The sequence below is a fragment of the Enterococcus sp. DIV0755b genome (assembly GCF_051713765.1).
In the GTDB taxonomy this organism is placed as follows: domain Bacteria; phylum Bacillota; class Bacilli; order Lactobacillales; family Enterococcaceae; genus Enterococcus_C; species Enterococcus_C canintestini.
Genome location: NZ_JBIOQN010000001.1, coordinates 595,838 through 615,492, shown reverse-complemented (window position 1 = coordinate 615,492; position 19,655 = coordinate 595,838). Strand labels below are relative to the sequence as shown.

Genomic DNA, 19,655 nt, shown 5'->3' with positions numbered 1-19,655 from the left:
ACATCCTCCTAATTCATTTTTTCTGCAAATTTTTTAAATAGGCGTACCATGTGTTCCCCAATTAAAATTTCACTTTGGGCTGTCATCAATGTATCTTGAGCATGACAAAATAATGTTGAGTAGCGAATTTGTTCGCCTGAAGCTTCCATCTGTAATGTATCTGTCTGTAGTCCGTGGGCAACCACAACTTCTTTACGCGCAGCTTTTACAAAATTTTCAGCTGCAGAAAAATCCATTTCTTCGAGTGCATTTAAGCCTTTAACTAAAAGCTCTCGTGCATTACCAGCATGAATTAGAATATTCATAGATAGTTCGTTCAAACTATCTGTTTCAACAAACTGTTGTGACATACAAATTCCTCCAATTATTGAACGATTGAAGCCTGCATCGTTTTTGCTGCTTCTTGTTCTTCAGCGATTTTTTCTTGTTTTACTAACGAATTGTCATAAGCTTTGAAAAATGGTAGGAATACAAACCAAGTAATTACAAAAATCAAAGCGCAGACGATAATGGCGCGGAAATCTTGTGTTGCTAAATAGGAAGTAAATGGATATGGCATGTACCAAAGTAAAAATGATTGGCTAGGAATATTGACTAATCCCATATTCATCACTACATATGAAATAGTTGGTACAATTAATGCATTAATCCACATTGGCACCATTAAATAAGGATTAAAAGCAATCGGTGCACCAAAAACCAGTGGTTCATTAATATTAAAGATAGAAGGTACAAACACTGCTTTACCAATTGCTTTTAACTGGGCAGACTTACTTAAAAGTAACATCATCACGGACAATGCTAAGGTAGTCCCAACACCACCCATCGATGAAAATGCATAACAAGTTTCTTGTGTTGCAATATTTACTGCTTGACCACCATTGGCAACTGCTTCTGCGTTAGCAGCTAATCCTGCCATATAGACCGGATAAATTGCTGGCATCATGACCCAACCAGAAATTCCGAAAGTATATAGGAAAACTGGAATAAATACTGATAGAACAAAGCCTGGATAAGACTGTACAATTTTAGCTAATGGACTAAAGGCCCAAATAACGACTTCAAAGAAATCAACATTCATTTGCACAGTAATAAACCAACCCACTAATAAAATGAATGTTATTGGCAATAAACTATTGAACCAGCCTACGACGAAATCAGGAATAGGTGTATCTTCATCGAATAAAGAATGTTTTGCCGCAAAATTCATAATACAAGAAACAAACAGCCCTGAAATAATCGCTAGAAACATTCCAGTAGCGCCAAATCTAGAAAGAATAAATGTTGCATTTCCTTCAGCTGTTACAGTGGGGAATAATAACATCATAAATAAAACCAAACCCGTTGCCCCAGAGATTAATTTTTGTCCACTGTTTCCCTTTTTCTCCATCAAATAATAAGGAATCAAAAATGAGACAACTAAGCCAAACATCCCAAAAGAAAAATTACTAATCATTGAAAAGTCGGGTAAACCACTAAAAATATTCTTTAATAATGAAACCACAGTCACCAATGAACCCACAAATACTAATGGTAATGCAGCCATAATCGAATCCTGAATAGCAGCAACCCAAGGATTTTTAACTACTTTATTCACTTTTGGAGCAAATTTATTCGTCATAAAGTCCATAATTTTATTCATCATTGTTTAACCCTCCATGCTTAGAATTAAATCCAATGCCTTATCTCCATTTAACGTGCCGTAAGTAGCTTGAGGAATCACAGCGACTTTAACGTCTTTTCCTTTGGTCTGTTCTTTTAATTCATCTAACATATAAGACAAATGCGGCCCAATTAAAAGATAATTAATTTCGTTAATGCGCTCGTCAAGTTGCGATTCACTTGCCGCTTTGACTGTCACTTCTTCCCCTCGCTTTTTAGCTGCCTTACGAATCGATGCAGCCATAAAACCACTTGAAGCCCCAGAGCCACAAATTAATAAAATATTTTTTGCCATTTTTATCATTCCCTTCTCTTTCTTACATGTTTAGTTTAGTTTTTTTAGTATCCGCTTTCAAACCGTTGTTTTTCCTAAGGTTAGGAAATTTACCAGATAAAAAAACTCTAACAAAATCATAAATTTTGTTAGAGTTTTAGTTGTTTTTTGATAAATATTTACAAACTATTATCCGTGATAGCTTTTCCCCGTAATCTTAGTTGCAGTCGCCTAGTATTTCGTGGGGATCAAAAGATATCACTATCTTTAAGACTACTTGAAAAAATTTTGCTGATTATGATTAAATTTTATCACGAAGTAACTCCAGTGTAACTTCCATTGTTCTTTCGTTATTTATTTTTTATAATAGAAATAGAATAATCAATATTAAGTCGTTTCAAAACATTATAAACTGTTATTTATTTCTATATAACAAAATTATATTTAGCTAAAATGAGAATGGAGGTGAGTTACGATGGAAAAAGTGAGTAGCGATATTATTGGTCAAAGTGATGGCACCACCGATATTTTGGTAGAAACACCCCATTATTTAGTTCCGATAATTGCTGTAGTGGTATTGTGTGTGGTAATAGGATTTGTAATATATAGACGGAAAAAGAAATAAGCTTCAGCTAAATTTTCTAGTGCCAAACTTGTGTAATATCAGCTTTTTAAACCAGCCTTTTGCTAGAAAAAAATATTATAATGTGAGCTAATTCTACAATCATGCCTGTTAACTCACTTAAAGTGTTAATAAATAGCGAACTAATCAGCTTGCCATACATAATCAATCCGTTACATTACAAATACTTTTTAAGTGTCATACGTTTTATTGTTATCGCTTTTCAATGTCAGTAAAAAACATCTTATCTTCTGAAGTGACCTCCAAAAGTTAGACTTTTTCGGAGTAGAAAATTCTACTCCGTTTTTTGCTATACTATTTCGCATAAATTGCCGCAAAACGCTGCAAAACAATTCCAATTGCCGCTTCCCAGTAATCCCAGTCATGATTGCCCGGACCTTCTTGGTATTCAAAGTTGTTGAAAGATTTTTTGGCTACTTGTAAAAAACGTTGGTTATCAACGTAAACAAAATCTTCAGTCCCACACATTTGTAAAAAAAACGTATCACAAGATTTTTCTACTAGCTCTTGTCTTTTCAGCAAGGTAAATAAATCATTTTGACTGTCTTTAAGTTTTTGTAAATCACCAAAAATAGCCGCAAGATGTTTTTGGCGTTCTGGTCTTTTGCGCCATATATTCACAACATCTAACGCTCCTGAAAGTGAAGCGGCGCCACTAAATTGTTCAGGATAGGTGAGTGCCCATTTAAATGCACCATATCCGCCCATAGAAAGTCCGGCAACAAACATTTTTTCTTTAACCGCCTCAATTTGAAACCAATGCTTCATTTTTTGAGGCAACTCTTGAGTCAAAAAGGTGAAATAATCACCGCCTGCGGCCATATCGGTATAATAACTTAAGCCCACTTGTGGCATCACAATAACAAAGGGATATTTTTGGGCTTGACGTGCCAAATTCGTCTGATTCAACCAAGCGTTGCAATCATCTGACCAGCCATGTAATAAATAAAGGACTGGCGCATCAGAAACTGCCACTGTGTCTGGCAAATAAATACTGACACTGGTACTTAAATCTAAAATTTGTGATTTAAAATTTAGCTGACAAATTGTCATCAAAAAGACTCCTTTATCCACGAACCAACGTGGTATTTACTAATAAAAAATCCAGTTCACAGCTGCTTAAAATTAATTAGTAGCAACCGCACACTGGAATTTATTTATTATCCTAATGAAGCACCGGGAACAAACGTGGTATAAATTGCTTCATCCTCCACCTTTTCGCCTTGTATTAGGCGAATAATCTTCTCAGCTGCCACCATACCCCAGCGATGTTTAGAGTATGCAATAGTCGCTAGTCGTGGTGTTAAAAATGAACTGATTTCAATATTATCAAAACCGACAATGCGAATATCTTGCCCAATTTTTTCTTTGCGTTTTGAAAAAAACTTATAAATCCCCACAGCCATTTCATCATTAAAAGAAAAAATATCAATGGGAAACGTTACCTGACCCTGATCTATTTTTTCGGCTATTTTTTCAGCTGCGGCATAGCCAGAAGGTTCGGTGAAATTACCGGTGATGATTTCATACGCAATACCAAAACGCGTTAATTCTTTGGTGCTGGCCTGTAAACGTTGCTCGTTATCGTAACCCATTGAGCCGGTTACTAAATAGACGTGCTGGGTTTTTGCTGCTAGCAGTCGCTCTACCGCTAAAGTAGCACCACCTTTATTATCAAGTAAAACGCGGGAGATGTTATCTTTTTTTATTTCTCGATCCAATACCACCATTTGATGACCCCGATCAGCTAACATTTCGATTTCTTTTGTCTTAAACGTCCAATCCAAAATAATCGCACCGTCTACCATGCGTTCAGGAATAAATAAATGCGATTTTTGACCACTACAAACAATCATCTCATAATCATAAGCTGCTAATCCACGTTTAATCCCGTCCAATAATTCACCATAAAAGCTACCAGCATAATCGGCTAAATAAACCCCAATAATATTGGTTTGTTGCCTTTTTAATGTACGGGCTGCCATATTGGGAACATAGTTTAACTCATCGGCAATGGCCATAATCCGCTGACGGGTTTGTTCTGTTACTTTGGTACTGCCGTTTAAAGCATAGGAAACTGTGGAAATTGATACCCCTGCGGCTTTTGCTATATCTTTAATACCAACCATGTGCCTTACGCTCCTATTCCAATTCATCACAATCTAGTTTGTTGCTATGTAAAATGCAACTTTTCTACCATAATTTTGATAATGTAACCAAAATTGGTCACATTATCAAAATCATTATTTATTAATACTACTGCCAATTAGCAATAAATTTCAATTTGATTGCCAGCTGCCAAGTAACCAACAAAATCTGTTTTACTTAAAACAAATCCACCATGACGATACGGGTTGGCTTCTAAGGGAGCTTCTATCACTTTACCATTGATTAACAATTTTTTCTTGCCGTCTTGCGCCTTGTGGAAAGTAATAACAACCGGTTTAGTCGCTAAGGCATAATTAACTTTCAACCCATCGAGCATAGCAGGCAAAACAGGATCCAGTACAATCGTTTGACTGTCTTCTCTTAAGCCTAAAACACTGGTGAGTAATTGATTTAAATAAATGCCCGGTCCGCTGGAATAAATACGCCAGCCACCTTTCACGTCAACGCTTCCATCTCTTAGTTTACCAAAATTTTCTTGTGCTTCATATCTTGTTTTGAAATCGCCATCAGAACTACTGAAATAAACATTGGATTGACGTAATTTGGCATTTTTTACCCGTGTTTTTAAATTGATGGGATTAATCGTCTGCAATGCTTGCCAAGTCTCTTCAGATTGGCCTAATTTAGCCATCGCTTCTGTAAAACGAATGTGCGCATGAACGTATTGTAAGCCGATTTCTCGTCCAAAGTTGGCTGCTTGTTCTGCCCGTTTGAAATTGGTACTGACACCACCAGCATAATGGGCAGGACGATTCATCAAACGCACGCCATCTGGAAATTGCAAGTTTTCTTTGATTACAGCCAGATGAGCTTGCGCTTGTTCTGGTGTTAATAATTCTGCAATCATACTACGTGTCATCGGTAATAAGCGATATTGAATCCCCGTCTTTTTATCGGTAGGATGAATCATTAATTCTGTTGACCCATCTTCTTCCATATAGACAAAACCTGGAATAACATCTGTGGCTAACATGTACTTATTAAAATCAGCTTTAATACCTGTGACAAGTTTTGCCAAGTGACTACTGTAATCTTTATCGACTGCCACTAAAACAGCGCTAAGTTTATTTAACACTTGGTAAGTTAATGCCACCGTCCAACTTGATGCCATGTGTTTTTTCAAACGACTATCATAAGGTTGTAAGGTATCGTCCCAGTCTCCATCCCCATAGCAAGAAAGATAAGTTCCCGCTAGAAAATGGTCCTCAATATATTGAACCTCTTTTTTCAAATGCTCAAACAAAGTAAAACTTTCTGTCGTTTTATGGAAGTCACTGCGTTTAGTATAGGGCACAACTTCTTTTAAAAGATGATAATCCCCTGTTTTTGCGAGGTAATCTGCGACAATTTTCATTGGCCATACAATCACATCACCATGACTTTCGTCAGCTTTTTGCGTTTCATAACGATCAAACATAAACCACTGCGGCCAGTTGCCATCGTCATCAAATTGATTTGCATAAACTTTTTTAATAATGTCTTTAACTACTTCAGGACGATTGATGGCAAAGAAAAATTCTGTTGGCCCTTGGGAAACATCCCGTGTACCCCATGCTGCCCCACCATACTGTTCTAAGCCATGAGGAGATAAATAATGAACTAACATATTGTGAACATACCAGCGACTTAGATAGTTCATACTGCTAACATCTACTGTTTCATGTTCCAATTTAAAGTGATGCAATAAGCCATCGATAAAATCACAATAAGCTTCATCTTCTGCAATGAAATCCGTTTGTGTTGCCTTAAAATCTGCTCCTGTTAAAGAACCTTGGATGCTACTTTCAAAACCTGCGACATCTTCTATAAGCAAAACATTTAAATCACTAGCTTCCACTCCAAAGAGACGCTCATCACTAACCGTAAAGCCTGTATCCATTGTCATATAATAAGTTAAATCTGGATACTCATTTGTTATAGGTGATGTGGCAGCTGGTTTAATGATCAGTTTATTTTCAACCTGTGTCATTTGATAAACCGGCGTTTCTGTTGCGCCCATCAGCAGATGATTGGTTAATGCAAAAGTATAATTTTTGCCAATTGCGCTATGGCAATTTAGGCGAATCTCACGACCATCTGCTATGGTATAAGTAGTAATTGTCAATAAGTCATCTGCTAACTGGTAATACCAAGTAGCTGAATTTAAGCCCATTTCAAAAGCGGATGGCATCGTTAATAAGCGCCATTGCCCGCTTTCTTTCACATACAAGCGTTGCCCGGAATGTTTTAAAACATTTAACGCGTTACGGCTATTACTCATCAATTTGTTCATTGAAGTATTCCCTAAAACCACTTGTGAGTTAAAAATGCCATACATGTAAACAGTTGTAGCAAGTAGTGGCTGATCCACAATTAAGTCGGTGCCACTTAATAAAATATGCCCAGTTGCCCGTTCCATTTGCTCTTCTTTTTCTTGTAAGACAACATGGTGATAATTAGCGGTAAAAAAGGACAGTAGCCCATTTTCATCTACTTCTACCTGTTCTTTTTCCGGAAATAGGGCATTTATTTCTGCAGTGGTAAACTTACGCCCCACTAAAGGTGCCCCTATTTTTTTCTGAGGCGTGTTTTGCTCAGAATTAGCGAGAATGGTTGGTTTAAGATAAGCTTCTGCTACCTGTGTATTACTAAAAATCGGCTCTGTTACTGCTTGGGGCTGATTTTCTTTAAACCCACCGTAAAAAATAACTTCTGTTGAACCTTGTAATGTTATTTTTTCTGATTGTAAAACCGGATAAACAAATTCATATTGGTAGACTTCATTAGCAAATTGATCATCTGCTAGAGCTTCAGGCACATTAGTTGTTTTGAAAGTTGTTCCAAAAAATTGATAGCCATCTGTTAAATAGCCTCGGTTTTTGGTTAAGCTACCGTGTTCTACAACTGGAAAAGAGCCGCTTTGCGGTTGATTTTGCCGTGAAGTAATAATATAACCGTTTGCGCCTTCGGTAATTTTATGATCCACGTATTGGGACATATAAGCTTCATTTGACTGAACTGCCCCTTTTGCTGCATTACCCAAATCTTGCGCGAAAACGACATCGACAATTTGTCCTGAACTTTTTAATGTCACTGTCCAAAACCAAATATCTTTTGGGCTTAAAGTAAAATCAACTTGATAAGAAATCTCCCCCACGTTGCCTTGCCACGTTACCCCATTTTCACTTTTTGAAAAAGTACTGGCACTGTTGGAGCCAATTAAAGGTGTTGCAGTGATTTCATTGGCAAAATTACGTAAATAGATTTGGTTGACACTACCGTCTAATGCATTACCGTTTAATTGATTAATCATGATTTCATTACTAGTTAGTTCATATAAATCCCCTGTGGGTAAAAACGTCGCTTTGACATCTGTTCCTTTTAAAATAATTTGTGTCATTGTCTTAACTCCCTACTTCACTAAATTAAATCTTACTGCGGTTAAATCGCGACTATTTGGTCCCACCATCGCTAAAAAGTCTCCAGTGTCACTGGTAGTCATTTGATTTTGATGGACATAACGCAACATCTCTTCTGTAATGGTAAACGAAACTTTACGACTTTCTTTACCTGCTAATGACACTTGTTCAAAAGCCTTTAATTCCTTAATTGGCCGTACGACTTGTCCAACTAAATCTTGGAGGTATAATTGCACTGTTTCTATTCCAGCAACATCACTTTCATTGGTCACAGTCACAGTCGCTTTAATTTGACTGCCCTTAGTTAATTCTGTTTGATCCAAGACAAAATCTCGATATGAAAATTGACTATAACTTAAGCCAAAACCAAAAGGATATTTGGCATAATTGGAAACATCCAAATATTTTGAAACATATTTTTCTTGCGGCGCACTTTCATAAGGACGCCCGGTATTATCACAGTTATAAAAAATCGGAACTTGGCCGACATTTTCTGGAAATGACATGGATAAACGTGCAGACGGGTTATAATCTCCCCATAAGATAGCAGCTAGCGCATTACCTGTTTCTGTTCCACCAAACCACGCTTCTACAATCGCCTTTGCTTCATCAATACCGTTTAAATCCAGCGGTCGACCGTTATATAATGTCACAATAATATTGTCATTAACTTTTTTAATTGCTTCAAACAACGCAATTTGTGCTGCTGGTAGGGTAATATCACTCCGACTTGCTGCTTCTCCGCTCATCCACTCTGCTTCTCCGAGCGCCAAGACAACTTTATCTGCTTTTGTTGCTAGTAAAATAGCTTCGTTAAGCGCTGCATCACTTGGAGTAAAATAATCAAAAGTTTCTTTTCCAATCAATAACTGTTGACTGTAAGCTTGCGCACCTGTAACTAAAGAGACCGCTTCTTCCATCTTTCCTTGCCATGACCATGCCCCTAAAACATCTTGACTGTTGGCGGCTGGACCGATAATGGCCACGGTTTCCGTCGTATTTAACGGCAAAATGTTCTCGTCATTTTTTAATAGCACCATCGATTTTTTAGCAATTTCTTGGGCAGATTGCCGGTGTTCTTGCGATAAAATTACTTTTTCATCTGCAACGCTGGCACCGCGATATGGATTTTCAAAAAGCCCTAAGTCATTTTTCAACTCTAAAATACGTAAAACAGCTTCATCCAGTAAGGCTTCATCGACACGGCCTTCAGCAATTAGCTCTGCTAGATAGTGGGTATAGCAAGTCGTCATCATTTCAATATCGACACCTGCTTCAATAGCTAGTTGCGCCGCTTCTTTTTCATCTGCGGCAACACCGTGGGGAATCAATTCTTTTACTGCTCCCCAGTCAGAAATCACAACCCCGTCAAAATCGTACTCCTCTCTTAATACATCGCGGAATAACCATTTATTCCCTGTAGCAGGAATTCCGTCAATCGTATTAAAAGACGTCATCACTAATTTTGCCCCTGCGTCTAGTGCTGCTTTGTAACCGGGTAAATAACTTTCTCTTAGTTGTCTTTCAGACATATTCACTGTATTGTAATCTCGCCCTGCTAAAGCTGCACCATAAGCGGCAAAATGCTTAACGCAAGCGGCAACCCGACTAAAATCATTTTTTAAATCGTCTCCTTGGTAGCCTTTAACAAAACTTTCGGCAAAACGAGCGTTCAAGTAAGGATCTTCTCCTGTCGACTCCATCACGCGTCCCCAACGTGGATCGCGCACCAAATCCACCATCGGAGAAAAGGTCACGTGTAAACCAGAAACTGCGGCTTCTTTGGCGGAAACTTGTGCCATCTCTTCAGCGGCAGCTAAGTCCCAACTGCTACCTAATGCTAATGGAATCGGAAAAATTGTCCGAAAACCGTGAATAATGTCGGCCATTAGTAAAGTTGGTATCCCCAAGCGATTTTTTGCCATATATTCTTTTTGAATTCGTATTGCTTCGCTCGCACCTGATAACCCTAAAATAGTACCGGCATTTTGAATATTTTCATCAGTTAAGCCCATTTCTGTCATCGGACCGGTTTTTTCTTCGGCGGCCTGTGAATAAAAATCAGCAGCTAACTGTAATAATTGATCGACTTTTTCAGCCAATGTCATTTCTTGTACCAATGCAGTTAATTGTGCTTGTTCCATTGCTGCATCCTCCTTTAGCGTATACGTGGGTAGTTATTTGTTTCCTGAAACGTTATAACCTTCTAAAATATATTTTTGTAAAAACATGAAGATGATTAAAATCGGCACCACCATAAACGTTGAACCGGCCATCTGTAAGGAATAGTTATTGGCATATTGACCTTTTAGTAGTTGCAACCCAACAGATAAGGTGTAGTATTTTTCGTCGTTTGCCATAATCAACGGCCATAAGAATGAATTCCAACCACCGATAAATGTCGCAATTCCTTGAACTGCCAAAACAGGTTTTGAAATTGGCAGAATAATGCGAGTGAAGATAAACCATTCACTAGCACCATCTAGACGGGCTGCTTCTAAAAGTTCATTAGAAATCGCAGAAGCAAATTGTCGGAATAAGAAAATCCCGTAGGCTCCCACTAACCCTGGCAAGATAATCCCAGCCATAGTATTGGTTAGTTTTAATGAGTTCATGATTAAATAAACGGGAATCATCGTTACTTGTCCGGGAATCATCATTGTTGCCAATACTAAGTAAAATAAAGGTTCCCGACCTTTAAAATTATATTTGGCAAAACCAAAACCAGCCATTGCATTAAAGAACATGCCTAAAAAAGAAAAGGCTACGACAATTAACGTGTTTTTTAAATAAACAATAAAATTAAAAGCGCCAAACAGCTCTTTGAAGTTATCAAAAGAAAACTGTTCAGGTAAAATTTTAGGAGGAAACTGCATGATTTCCGCGTCTGTTTTAAAAGAAGAAAGAATCATCCAGACAAAAGGAATCATCCAAATAATCGCACCAATCGCTAAGGCAATTCCGATTGCAATTTTGGCACGACGGTTACTTTGCATTTCTTTGGTCATCTTTTGCTACCTCACTTATAATTGATTTTCTGCGTTTTTGCGTTGCATTCTAAATTGCAACAAGGTGACAATAATAATGGCTGCAAATAAAATGAACGAGCCGGCTGCGGCATAACCAAATTTACTTAATTGGAAACCATTACGATAAATGAACAGTGCCACAGAAGTCGTGGAATCTAGTGGTCCACCATTGGTTAAAACAAACGGCTCTTCGAAGAATTGTAACCAACCAATTAACGTTGTCACTGTGACAAAGAAAGTTGAAAAACGTAAAGATGGAATGGTAATGTACCAAACTTGTTGTCGTTTTGAGGCACCATCGAGGGAAGCTGCTTCATATAGTTCTTTTGGAATCCCTTGAATAGCCGCTAGAAAAATCAACATATTGGCGCCTACTGCTCGCCAAACCCCTAAAATGATCAAGGAAACTTTGGCCATCACTGGATTGGTTAACCACGGAACAGCATCGATATGTAGCAGAGACAATAAATAATTCAAAAAACCAAAACTAGGATTATATAAATAAGCGAATACAACTGCGACAGCGACGACGTTTGTAATTGCAGGTGTATAAAAAATCATCCGAAAAGCAGAGAAAATTTTATTTTTACCAAAGTTAATCATTAAAGCTAAACCCATTGATAAGGCAATGACTACCGGTACACCAAAAACAACATAAAAAATAGTGTTTTTAATACTCTTTAGAAAAACGGGATCAAAAACAATATCTTGATAATTTTTAAAAGCAACAAATTTAATTTGTGACCAGTCGGCGAGCCCAACAAGACTCATATCAGTAAAACTAATAAAAAATGCAACAAAAATTGGAATAATAGAAAATAGCAAAAGTAAAATCAACGCCGGAGCGATAAAAATATATGGTGCTTTGCTAGTTTTGGCTTTTCGCAAGGAAAGCGCCCCCTTTTTAAATAATGTTTTAATGACGAGATTGCCAAAAGCAAGGAGTGGCTAAAGCCCAAGCTGGACTTTTGGACCACTCCTAAAATTTGTGGTTTGGTTAACGTTTTTATCGCCAAACCAACTACCACATTTATTTACTTAAAGTAGTTTCTGCTTCTTGGTTAAAGGCATCCATTTCTTTTTGTACATCAGCGCCACCAAGATAAATTTGTTCAAAGTGTTTCAAATAATTTTGCGCAATCTCTTCAAATTCAGGAATCAATGGCATTGGTTCAGAATTTTGTAATTGTTCGTTAAAGACGCTATAAATTGGATCAGATTTCAATGAATCATCTTCCCAAGCTTTTAGTGCAGTTGGTAAGGCATCCGTTAATTTCATCCACTCTAATTGATTTTCAGGTCGTGCCATAAATTCAATGAATTTCGCTGCGTCATCTTTTTTCTTCGAATATTCAAAAATAGTTAAGTTTGAGCCACCCATTGAAGAAATGTTATTTTCTTTTTTCGGTAAAGTAGCAATGGCCCATTTGCCATCAACATCTGCCACTGTATCTTTCACTGTTTTTGCCATCCAAGGACCACTGATAAACATTGGTACCATTGCATCGTCACCAGAGAATGTTTGAGATACATCTAAACCTAAATCTTCTTTTGGCGCATAGCCTTTTTGAATAAAGTTGTTAAGGTAAGAAACAGCGTCAACAAAAGGTTTTTGGTTAAATACAGGCTTGCCGTCTTCTAATAATGGTGAACCATTTTGACGAGCAAACATAAACCCTAATGTTTGTTCTTTACTATCGATGTTAATTCCGTATTTGTCATCACCACGAGCGGCTAATTTTTTCGCTGCATCTTCTAATTCTTCCCAAGTTTTTGGTGCTTCTTTATAGCCCACTTTTTCTAAAACATCTGTACGATAGAACAATACGCGCGTTTCTGCTGCCCACGGAATACCATAGTATTTATCATCAAATTTTGTTGTTTCAACCGAACCATGATAGAAGTTTTCTGATTTTAAATTGTCGTATTCTTCGATGTATTTACTCATATCTGCTAAAGCGCCGGCCTTTTGGAATTCAGGCATCCAAGTTGTCCCCATTTGCAACACATCAGGACCACTTTTTGAAGCAACAGCTGTTAATAATTTGTCATGAGCATTTGACCATGGAATTGATTGAATTTTAACTTCAATACCAGTTTCATCGGTAAACTTATCTGTCATTTTAGATAATTGTTTTACCTCTTCTCCCATCCCCCAAATATTTAACACTTTGTCATCTTTAGCAGAATTTCCGCCAGAACCTGACCCGCAACCAGCCAAAACACCCAATGTCATCGCTGCAGTTACACCTAATAAACAAAGCTTTTTCGAAATCTTCATCTTTCTTCCTCCGTATTTCATTTTGGTGAAACGTTTCTACGAACAGAGTATATAATGCCGTCAATCAATTTGCAACCGTTTTCTATCTTTTTCTATAAAAAAACTTTATTTCGTTAAATAAATTGGCTGTTTATAAGGATTTATCTAAAATTAAATGACATTTTTTTAATCAAATGATGCTTTGAAAATACTTTCATGTTAAAATTCTGGTGCCAATATTTCACTATTTAAGAAAAACGTTTCACCTATTACGAGTTAATCGCGAAAGGAGTATTATTATGAAACCAAAGTGGTGGCAACAAAGTGTTTTTTATCAAATTTATCCGCGCAGTTTTCAAGACAGCAACAACGACGGTATTGGTGATCTTAACGGTATTAGCGCACGTCTGCCTTATTTAGCTAAATTAGGTATCGACGCGATTTGGCTATCTCCTGTCTTTGCATCTCCGAATGTCGATAACGGTTATGACGTGAGCGATTATTGTGCAATTATGCCTGAATTTGGCACGATGACAGAAATGGAAAATTTGATTGCCGCAGCCAAAAAAGTTGGTATCAAAATTATCATCGATTTAGTTGTCAACCATACCTCTAACGAACATCCATGGTTTAAAAAAGCCTTGGCAGGAGATATGCATTACAAAGATTATTACATTTTTCGTTCCGATAAAAATGGATTACCCAATGACTTAAATTCATTTTTCGGTGGCTCCGCGTGGGAACATGTCCCTGAAACAAAAGAATATTATTTTCACTTATTTGCCAAAGAACAACCGGATTTAAATTGGGAAAATCCAGCAGTAAGAAAAGAAGTTTGGCAGATTATGAATTTTTGGCTGGAAAAAGGGGTAGGTGGTTTTCGCTTAGATGTGATTGAGCTAATCGGTAAAATACCTGATCAAAAAATTATTGGTGATGGGCCTAATTTACATCCCTATTTAAAAGAGATGTATCAAGAAGTTTTAGCAGGCCGTGATGTGGTCACAATTGGAGAAACTGGTGGTGTAACGCCCTTAACTGCACCTTTATATACCGATCCTAAGCGCAAAGAATTAGCGATGATTTTTCAATTTCAACACATGGCTTTGGATGAAGTACCAAAAACTTCAAAATGGAATTTGAAACCTTTAGCTGTGCCAGAATTGAAAACTGTTTTATCCCGCTGGCAAACAGAATTGCCAAAAGAAGCTTGGAACAGTCTATTTTGGAGCAACCACGACCAGCCACGTATTTTATCCCGCTGGGGAAATGCGGATGGCTATCCGACTGAAAGTAGTAAAATGTTAGCCATTTTATTGCACATGATGAAAGGAACCCCATTTATTTATCAAGGGGAGGAGTTGGGGATGACAAATCAAAAAATCACCCAAGTTAGCCAGCTCGATGATATTGAAAGCATCCATTATTATGAAGCAGAAAAAGCAAAAGGAATGCCAGTAGCGACTATTCTACAAGCGATCAATACCAAAGGACGCGATAACGCTCGCACTCCCATGCAGTGGAACAGCAATAAAAATGCCGGTTTCACTGATGAAAACGTAACACCTTGGTATCCCATTAACTCTAATTTTCAAGCAGTAAATGCAGACAATCGTTTAGCTGATGACAACTCGATTTTTTATACTTATCAAAAATTGATTCAGTTACGCAAAAAGTACCCGCTCATTGTTTGGGGAGATTATCAATTACTGGCTACTGCTGAAAGTATTTTTGCCTATACTCGCAGTTATAAGGGTGAAACTTGGCTTATTTGTGCGAATTTTTCTGACCAAAAGCAGACAATCTCACTGCCTTATCACGCTAAAAAAACAATTATTGCAAACTACGCCCACGAGTATCACAAATTGAACGGGTTAACCTTACGTCCTTATGAAACGTTTGTAGTAGCACTTGGTTAAACGCATAACTTACCTTTGTTCAAATTATTTCCTATTACTTAACAAAAAAAGAAGTCAGCAAGAAAATGCTGACTTCTTTTTATCCTGACAACTTCATCTATTAAAGACAATTATAATAGCTTTAACACTGACTTTTCTTTCTAAAGAAAGAAAAAATGAAATTTAATAAGACGTGTCGTCCACTCTTTAATAGTAAACTTGTGTTAGGATAATACTTCATTAAAAATATTTGTTACCAAAAGACGGTTAAAAAATTCAGTATTGGCTAAGTTAAGCCGTTCAAATACCAGCTAAAAAATGATGGCACTTCTTTTGTAAATTTTTTCTTTAGGCTTTTTTACCAAAAAAGAATGAAACAATCGCTACTAAAATTACTGCGCCAATAATTGACGGAATAATTGCCATCCCAGCTAATGAAGGTCCCCAATTTCCTAATAATGATTGTCCAATCGCTGAACCAACTAACCCTGCGATAACATTTGCGATAATTCCCATTGAACCGCCTTTATTTGTAATAGCACCTGCGATTGCCCCAATGACACCGCCTACGATTAATGACCAAATTAATCCCATTTTTACATCCTTCTTTCTTAAAAAAATTACACCACAATTTTGTTTGTATTCAATCTGGTGTACTAATAGGATACCGTCTTCAATCATATTTTAAAAATATAATGCCTCATTTCGCTCTTTTTTATGTAAATTTTTTTAGTTTTTCGGCGAAAAGTCTTCCCGAACGCATTCATCTCGCTAGCAATAAGATAGATCAAAAGAAAAGCATAATAAACATGGTCAGCTCTCAAGCAATAAGACGAAATCTTAATAAATTGTTCTTCAAATTTCTCCAGCTTTTAGCTTATTGCCGTAGAGCGCGCATTTAACGCTTATAAAAAGCAGATAATTTCTTTAACCAAAAAATAAAAACCATAGACAAGTTATTTTCATAAGCTTATCTATGGCCCAACTTCTAATAAAAGAAGCTGTTCATGGTTTATCATAATTAGTGAGCGGATTCCTAGAAACAAAAGTGCAGTGGCACTTTTTATATACCCAAGGCGATCCCTGGAGCTCCTTCCAGTTTTAAAAATACTTTTTAAGTGCAGCAGAAATTTTTTTAATCAGATTACTTTTTCCTGATCAGTAAAAATCAGTTTTTTTCCATACCAATTGGCTTTATATTTGAGCTTTAGTACAAAACGATTCCAATCCCTTACTGTAAAATTGACCGCTGTATTTTTATAATTAGCAGAACAGTCTTGGTTAATAGCGGCTGGGTGATTTGTGCTTAGCGACTCAAAAGCTTTTGGCATCGTTACCGTCACCAAATCAAATTGACGTAAAAGCGCAATCGAAAGTTGTTCCATAAAATCTTCTTTTTGCTTGATTTGATGAATATAGAGCTTTTGGAGGCGTAATTTTTGTTTTTGATAATTTTTCGCCTGCTCTAACTTAACATTGCGCCGTTGCGCACTTTTTCCCCGACAATAAAGCTTTCGTTGCGCCTTTTTTAATTGGACTAACAGCCGTTGTTGACAAAAATTAGGCCGATCAGAAAGAACCTTACTCGTGCCAAGTAGCCTAATGGGGTCATAAGTGATGGTAATATCAAAACCCGTTTTGGGTAATGCTGTTATTTCTTCTTCACATAATAATGAAACATAAAACTCTTGCCGATTTTTGGCAGAAATCGTCGCAGAACGAATTTTACCGCAAACGTGACGGTGTTGATGAATAGGAACTTTACTCTTTAACTTTGGTAGTTTTAATCCTTCATTGGTGAGATAAATGGTATGGCCTTGGTTATTAGTTGTATACGATTGCCAAGCGTTTTTTTTACTCTTCAACTTCGGATAACTGGCGTGACCACGATAATAGTTTTGAAAAGCCTTCGTTAAATTTCGTTGGGCATTTGCTAGTGCTAAGCTGTCTGTCTCTTTTAAAAAAGGATAGTCTCTTTTTAACTTAGCGGGCGTAGCCGTCGTTTTTTTCTCCCAAACGCCAGTCATTTTTTCTGGTAAAGTACTTTCATCACTTGGATTTTGCTGCCGCAATTTTAACAACGTATTGTAAGTAAATCGGACACAGCCAAAAGTTTTAATGAAAAATTGCTGTTGTGCTTCATCTGGATAAATACGAAATTTGTACGCTTTTAATATTTTAATTTGTACCTGCCTCCCCTTGCTGTTACAGCTGCAGTTGTGGCGGTTTGGAAGTGGCCTCCCTTTGCCTCTTTTCCAACCTTTTTACACTTTCTCATTTTTGGGTCATGGTTTTCGCATTTAAGTATTTTTTTATTACGAGGCAGTTTGTGTTTGCGCCAATTTTTGCTGTAATTTATTTTGATAAAAGGCAATTTCATCGGCGGTACAATAAACGTAATGTCCCGTTGCTATTTCGTGCATTCCCCGCTGTTTGCCGTCATCTGGTGGTACTTGGTATTTGATACGTTTGCGATTACGCTCATGATCTGGATCGGGTAGTGGAATCGCTGACAACAGGCTTTCGGTATAGGGGTGGACACCGTGATTATAAATGGCGTCGCTGGTTCCGACTTCAAGTAATTTACCTAAATGCATCACCCCAATGCGATCACTAATATGTTTTACCATCGATAAATCATGGGCGATAAATAAATATGTCAAATTTTGTTGTGCTTGTAGATCTTGCAATAAGTTTACTACTTGGGCTTGAATGGAAACATCCAAAGCTGAAATGGGTTCATCACAAATAATGAATTTCGGTTTGACAGCTAGCGCACGGGCGATACCGATTCGCTGTCTTTGACCGCCGGAAAATTCATGGGGATAACGCGTGCCATGACTCGGATTTAAACCAACTGTTTCAAGTAATTCATCCACCCGTTGATTCCGTTCCTTTTCATCTTTGGCTAAGCCATTAATATCAATGCCTTCTGCAATAATATCCCGCACTTTCATCCGAGGATTTAAAGACGCATAAGGATCTTGAAAAATCATCTGGACATCTCGTCGAAATTCTTTTAACGCTTTTTTCCCTTTAATTTTCATCACATCTTGGCCATCAAAATCAATTTCGCCGCCAGTTGGTGTATTTAAACCAATAATCGTCCGACCAGTAGTTGATTTACCACTACCTGATTCTCCCACTAAGCCAAAGGTTTCCCCTTCATAAATGGAAAAGCTAATATCATCTACTGCTTTAACTTCATCTTTGCGTCCGACGTTAAAGTACTGTTGTAAATGATTTACTTTTAATAACACTTTTTTCACAAGGTAACCCCCTTAAGCTTTTTTTCTTCAAAAATTTTCCAACGACGCGCAATTTCTGCTGGTGGTGTAACTTTTGGCGCTTGTGGTGCTAATAACCAGGTCGCTGCTTTATGGGTTTTAGATACTTCAAAATAAGGCGGTGCCTGTTCGGTATCAATTTTTAAAGCAAACTCATTGCGGGGATAAAACGCGTCGCCGGTTGGTGGTTTTAATAAATCTGGAGGAGAACCTGGAATGGCGTATAAACGTTCTTCTGTCCCTTCCAATGTTGGCATCGAACCGAGTAAGCCCCAAGTATAAGGATGTTGCGGATTATAAAAAATTTCTTCTGCTGTACCCACTTCCACAATCCGTCCCCCATACATAACTGCCACGCGATCGGCGACATTCGCAACCACACCTAAATCATGGGTGATAAAAATAATCGAAGTATTAATTTTTTTCTGAATGTCTTTCATTAGTTCCAAAATTTGTGCTTGAATCGTCACGTCTAGTGCGGTCGTTGGTTCATCTGCGATTAAAACTTCTGGATAACAAATTAAAGCAATCGCAATTACAATCCGTTGCCTTTGACCACCGGAAAATTGATGCGGGTAGTTTTTCAAGCGTTTTTTGGCATCGGGAATACCGACTAGATTTAAAAGCTCCAAAGCCGCAGCCAAAGCTTCTTTTTTTGAAACTTTGTTGTGAATGATTAAAGATTCTGCAACTTGTTTGCCAATTGGCATCGTTGGATCTAGTGAGGTCATCGGATCTTGGAAAATCATCGCAATTTCTTTGCCGCGAATCTTCTGCATTTCTTTTTCCGTCTTTTCCACGATATTGGCATTTTTAAAGATAATTTCTCCCTTATCAATATTGGCATTACTAGCCAACAACCCCATAATACTACGCGTCGTTACCGATTTACCGGAACCAGATTCCCCTACAATCGCCAGTGTTTCGCCTTTATAAAGGTCGAAACTGACATTGCGAATCGCTTGGACCGTGCCCGCATAAGTATCAAAGGAAATTTCTAAGTCTTTAACTTCTAATACTTTTTCTGGCATATTA

At 37.5% G+C, this 19,655-nt stretch carries 16 protein-coding genes; 2 read left to right on the top strand and 14 right to left on the bottom strand.

The window, feature by feature from the left end; genetic code table 11:
• Window positions 1–8: 8 nt before the first annotated feature.
• From IGI65_RS03035 to IGI65_RS03025, 3 genes are read right to left on the bottom strand one after another with little or no spacing between them, the layout of a single operon-like run.
• A complete protein-coding gene (locus IGI65_RS03035; protein WP_438773190.1) occupies window positions 9–350 on the bottom strand; it encodes a PTS lactose/cellobiose transporter subunit IIA in 342 nt (113 codons plus the stop codon).
• A 14-nt stretch (window positions 351–364) separates the two neighbouring features.
• The gene (locus IGI65_RS03030) at window positions 365–1,642 is read right to left on the bottom strand and encodes a PTS sugar transporter subunit IIC (RefSeq protein ID WP_438774405.1); all 1,278 of its coding nucleotides are present in this window, start codon (window positions 1,640–1,642) and stop codon (window positions 365–367) included.
• 6 nt (window positions 1,643–1,648) lie between these two features.
• Window positions 1,649–1,966, bottom strand: coding sequence for a PTS sugar transporter subunit IIB (locus IGI65_RS03025; RefSeq protein WP_438773189.1), 318 nt, complete (start codon window positions 1,964–1,966; stop codon window positions 1,649–1,651).
• A gap of 445 nt (window positions 1,967–2,411) precedes the next feature.
• On the opposite strand from IGI65_RS03025, the gene IGI65_RS03020 reads away from it, so the two are divergent.
• Window positions 2,412–2,561, top strand: a complete 150-nt coding sequence (locus IGI65_RS03020; RefSeq protein WP_438773188.1) for a hypothetical protein — start codon at window positions 2,412–2,414, stop codon at window positions 2,559–2,561.
• 312 nt (window positions 2,562–2,873) lie between these two features.
• On the opposite strand, the gene IGI65_RS03015 is transcribed toward IGI65_RS03020, so the two are convergent.
• The 7 genes from IGI65_RS03015 to IGI65_RS02985 form a co-directional block, all read right to left on the bottom strand.
• A complete protein-coding gene (locus tag IGI65_RS03015) occupies window positions 2,874–3,632 on the bottom strand; it encodes an alpha/beta hydrolase (protein ID WP_438773187.1) in 759 nt (252 codons plus the stop codon).
• 107 nt (window positions 3,633–3,739) lie between these two features.
• Window positions 3,740–4,708 (bottom strand): LacI family DNA-binding transcriptional regulator, encoded by a 969-nt coding sequence (locus tag IGI65_RS03010; protein ID WP_438773186.1) that lies wholly within the window; start codon window positions 4,706–4,708, stop codon window positions 3,740–3,742.
• A gap of 137 nt (window positions 4,709–4,845) precedes the next feature.
• Entirely contained in the window at window positions 4,846–8,127 is a 3,282-nt protein-coding gene (locus IGI65_RS03005; protein WP_438773185.1) for a GH36-type glycosyl hydrolase domain-containing protein, read from the bottom strand.
• 12 nt (window positions 8,128–8,139) lie between these two features.
• A complete protein-coding gene (bglX, locus tag IGI65_RS03000; protein ID WP_438773184.1) occupies window positions 8,140–10,290 on the bottom strand; it encodes a beta-glucosidase BglX in 2,151 nt (716 codons plus the stop codon).
• A gap of 33 nt (window positions 10,291–10,323) precedes the next feature.
• Window positions 10,324–11,154, bottom strand: coding sequence for a carbohydrate ABC transporter permease (locus tag IGI65_RS02995; RefSeq protein WP_071865298.1), 831 nt, complete (start codon window positions 11,152–11,154; stop codon window positions 10,324–10,326).
• 15 nt (window positions 11,155–11,169) lie between these two features.
• Complete coding sequence (locus tag IGI65_RS02990; protein ID WP_071865299.1) at window positions 11,170–12,063, bottom strand: carbohydrate ABC transporter permease; 894 nt, start codon at window positions 12,061–12,063, stop codon at window positions 11,170–11,172.
• Between the two features lie 142 nt (window positions 12,064–12,205).
• Window positions 12,206–13,456 (bottom strand): sugar ABC transporter substrate-binding protein, encoded by a 1,251-nt coding sequence (locus IGI65_RS02985; protein WP_438773183.1) that lies wholly within the window; start codon window positions 13,454–13,456, stop codon window positions 12,206–12,208.
• Window positions 13,457–13,734: 278 nt separating this feature from the next.
• On the opposite strand from IGI65_RS02985, the gene IGI65_RS02980 reads away from it, so the two are divergent.
• Entirely contained in the window at window positions 13,735–15,354 is a 1,620-nt protein-coding gene (locus IGI65_RS02980; protein WP_438773182.1) for a glycoside hydrolase family 13 protein, read from the top strand.
• A gap of 327 nt (window positions 15,355–15,681) precedes the next feature.
• On the opposite strand, the gene IGI65_RS02975 is transcribed toward IGI65_RS02980, so the two are convergent.
• The 4 genes from IGI65_RS02975 to IGI65_RS02960 all read right to left on the bottom strand — a co-directional run bounded on the left by IGI65_RS02975 (window position 15,682) and on the right by IGI65_RS02960 (window position 19,651).
• The gene (locus tag IGI65_RS02975) at window positions 15,682–15,927 is read right to left on the bottom strand and encodes a GlsB/YeaQ/YmgE family stress response membrane protein (RefSeq protein WP_071865302.1); all 246 of its coding nucleotides are present in this window, start codon (window positions 15,925–15,927) and stop codon (window positions 15,682–15,684) included.
• 545 nt (window positions 15,928–16,472) lie between these two features.
• On the bottom strand, window positions 16,473–17,516 hold the full coding sequence (locus tag IGI65_RS02970) for an RNA-guided endonuclease TnpB family protein (protein WP_438774404.1): 1,044 nt from the start codon (window positions 17,514–17,516) through the stop codon (window positions 16,473–16,475).
• 132 nt (window positions 17,517–17,648) lie between these two features.
• Window positions 17,649–18,602 carry an ABC transporter ATP-binding protein gene (locus tag IGI65_RS02965; protein ID WP_412258449.1) on the bottom strand — a complete coding sequence of 318 codons (954 nt, stop codon included), beginning with the start codon at window positions 18,600–18,602 and terminating at the stop codon, window positions 17,649–17,651.
• Window positions 18,599–19,651, bottom strand: coding sequence for an ABC transporter ATP-binding protein (locus IGI65_RS02960; RefSeq protein ID WP_071865305.1), 1,053 nt, complete (start codon window positions 19,649–19,651; stop codon window positions 18,599–18,601). The genes IGI65_RS02965 and IGI65_RS02960 overlap by 4 nt, the downstream gene beginning before the upstream one ends.
• Window positions 19,652–19,655: the final 4 nt, after the last annotated feature.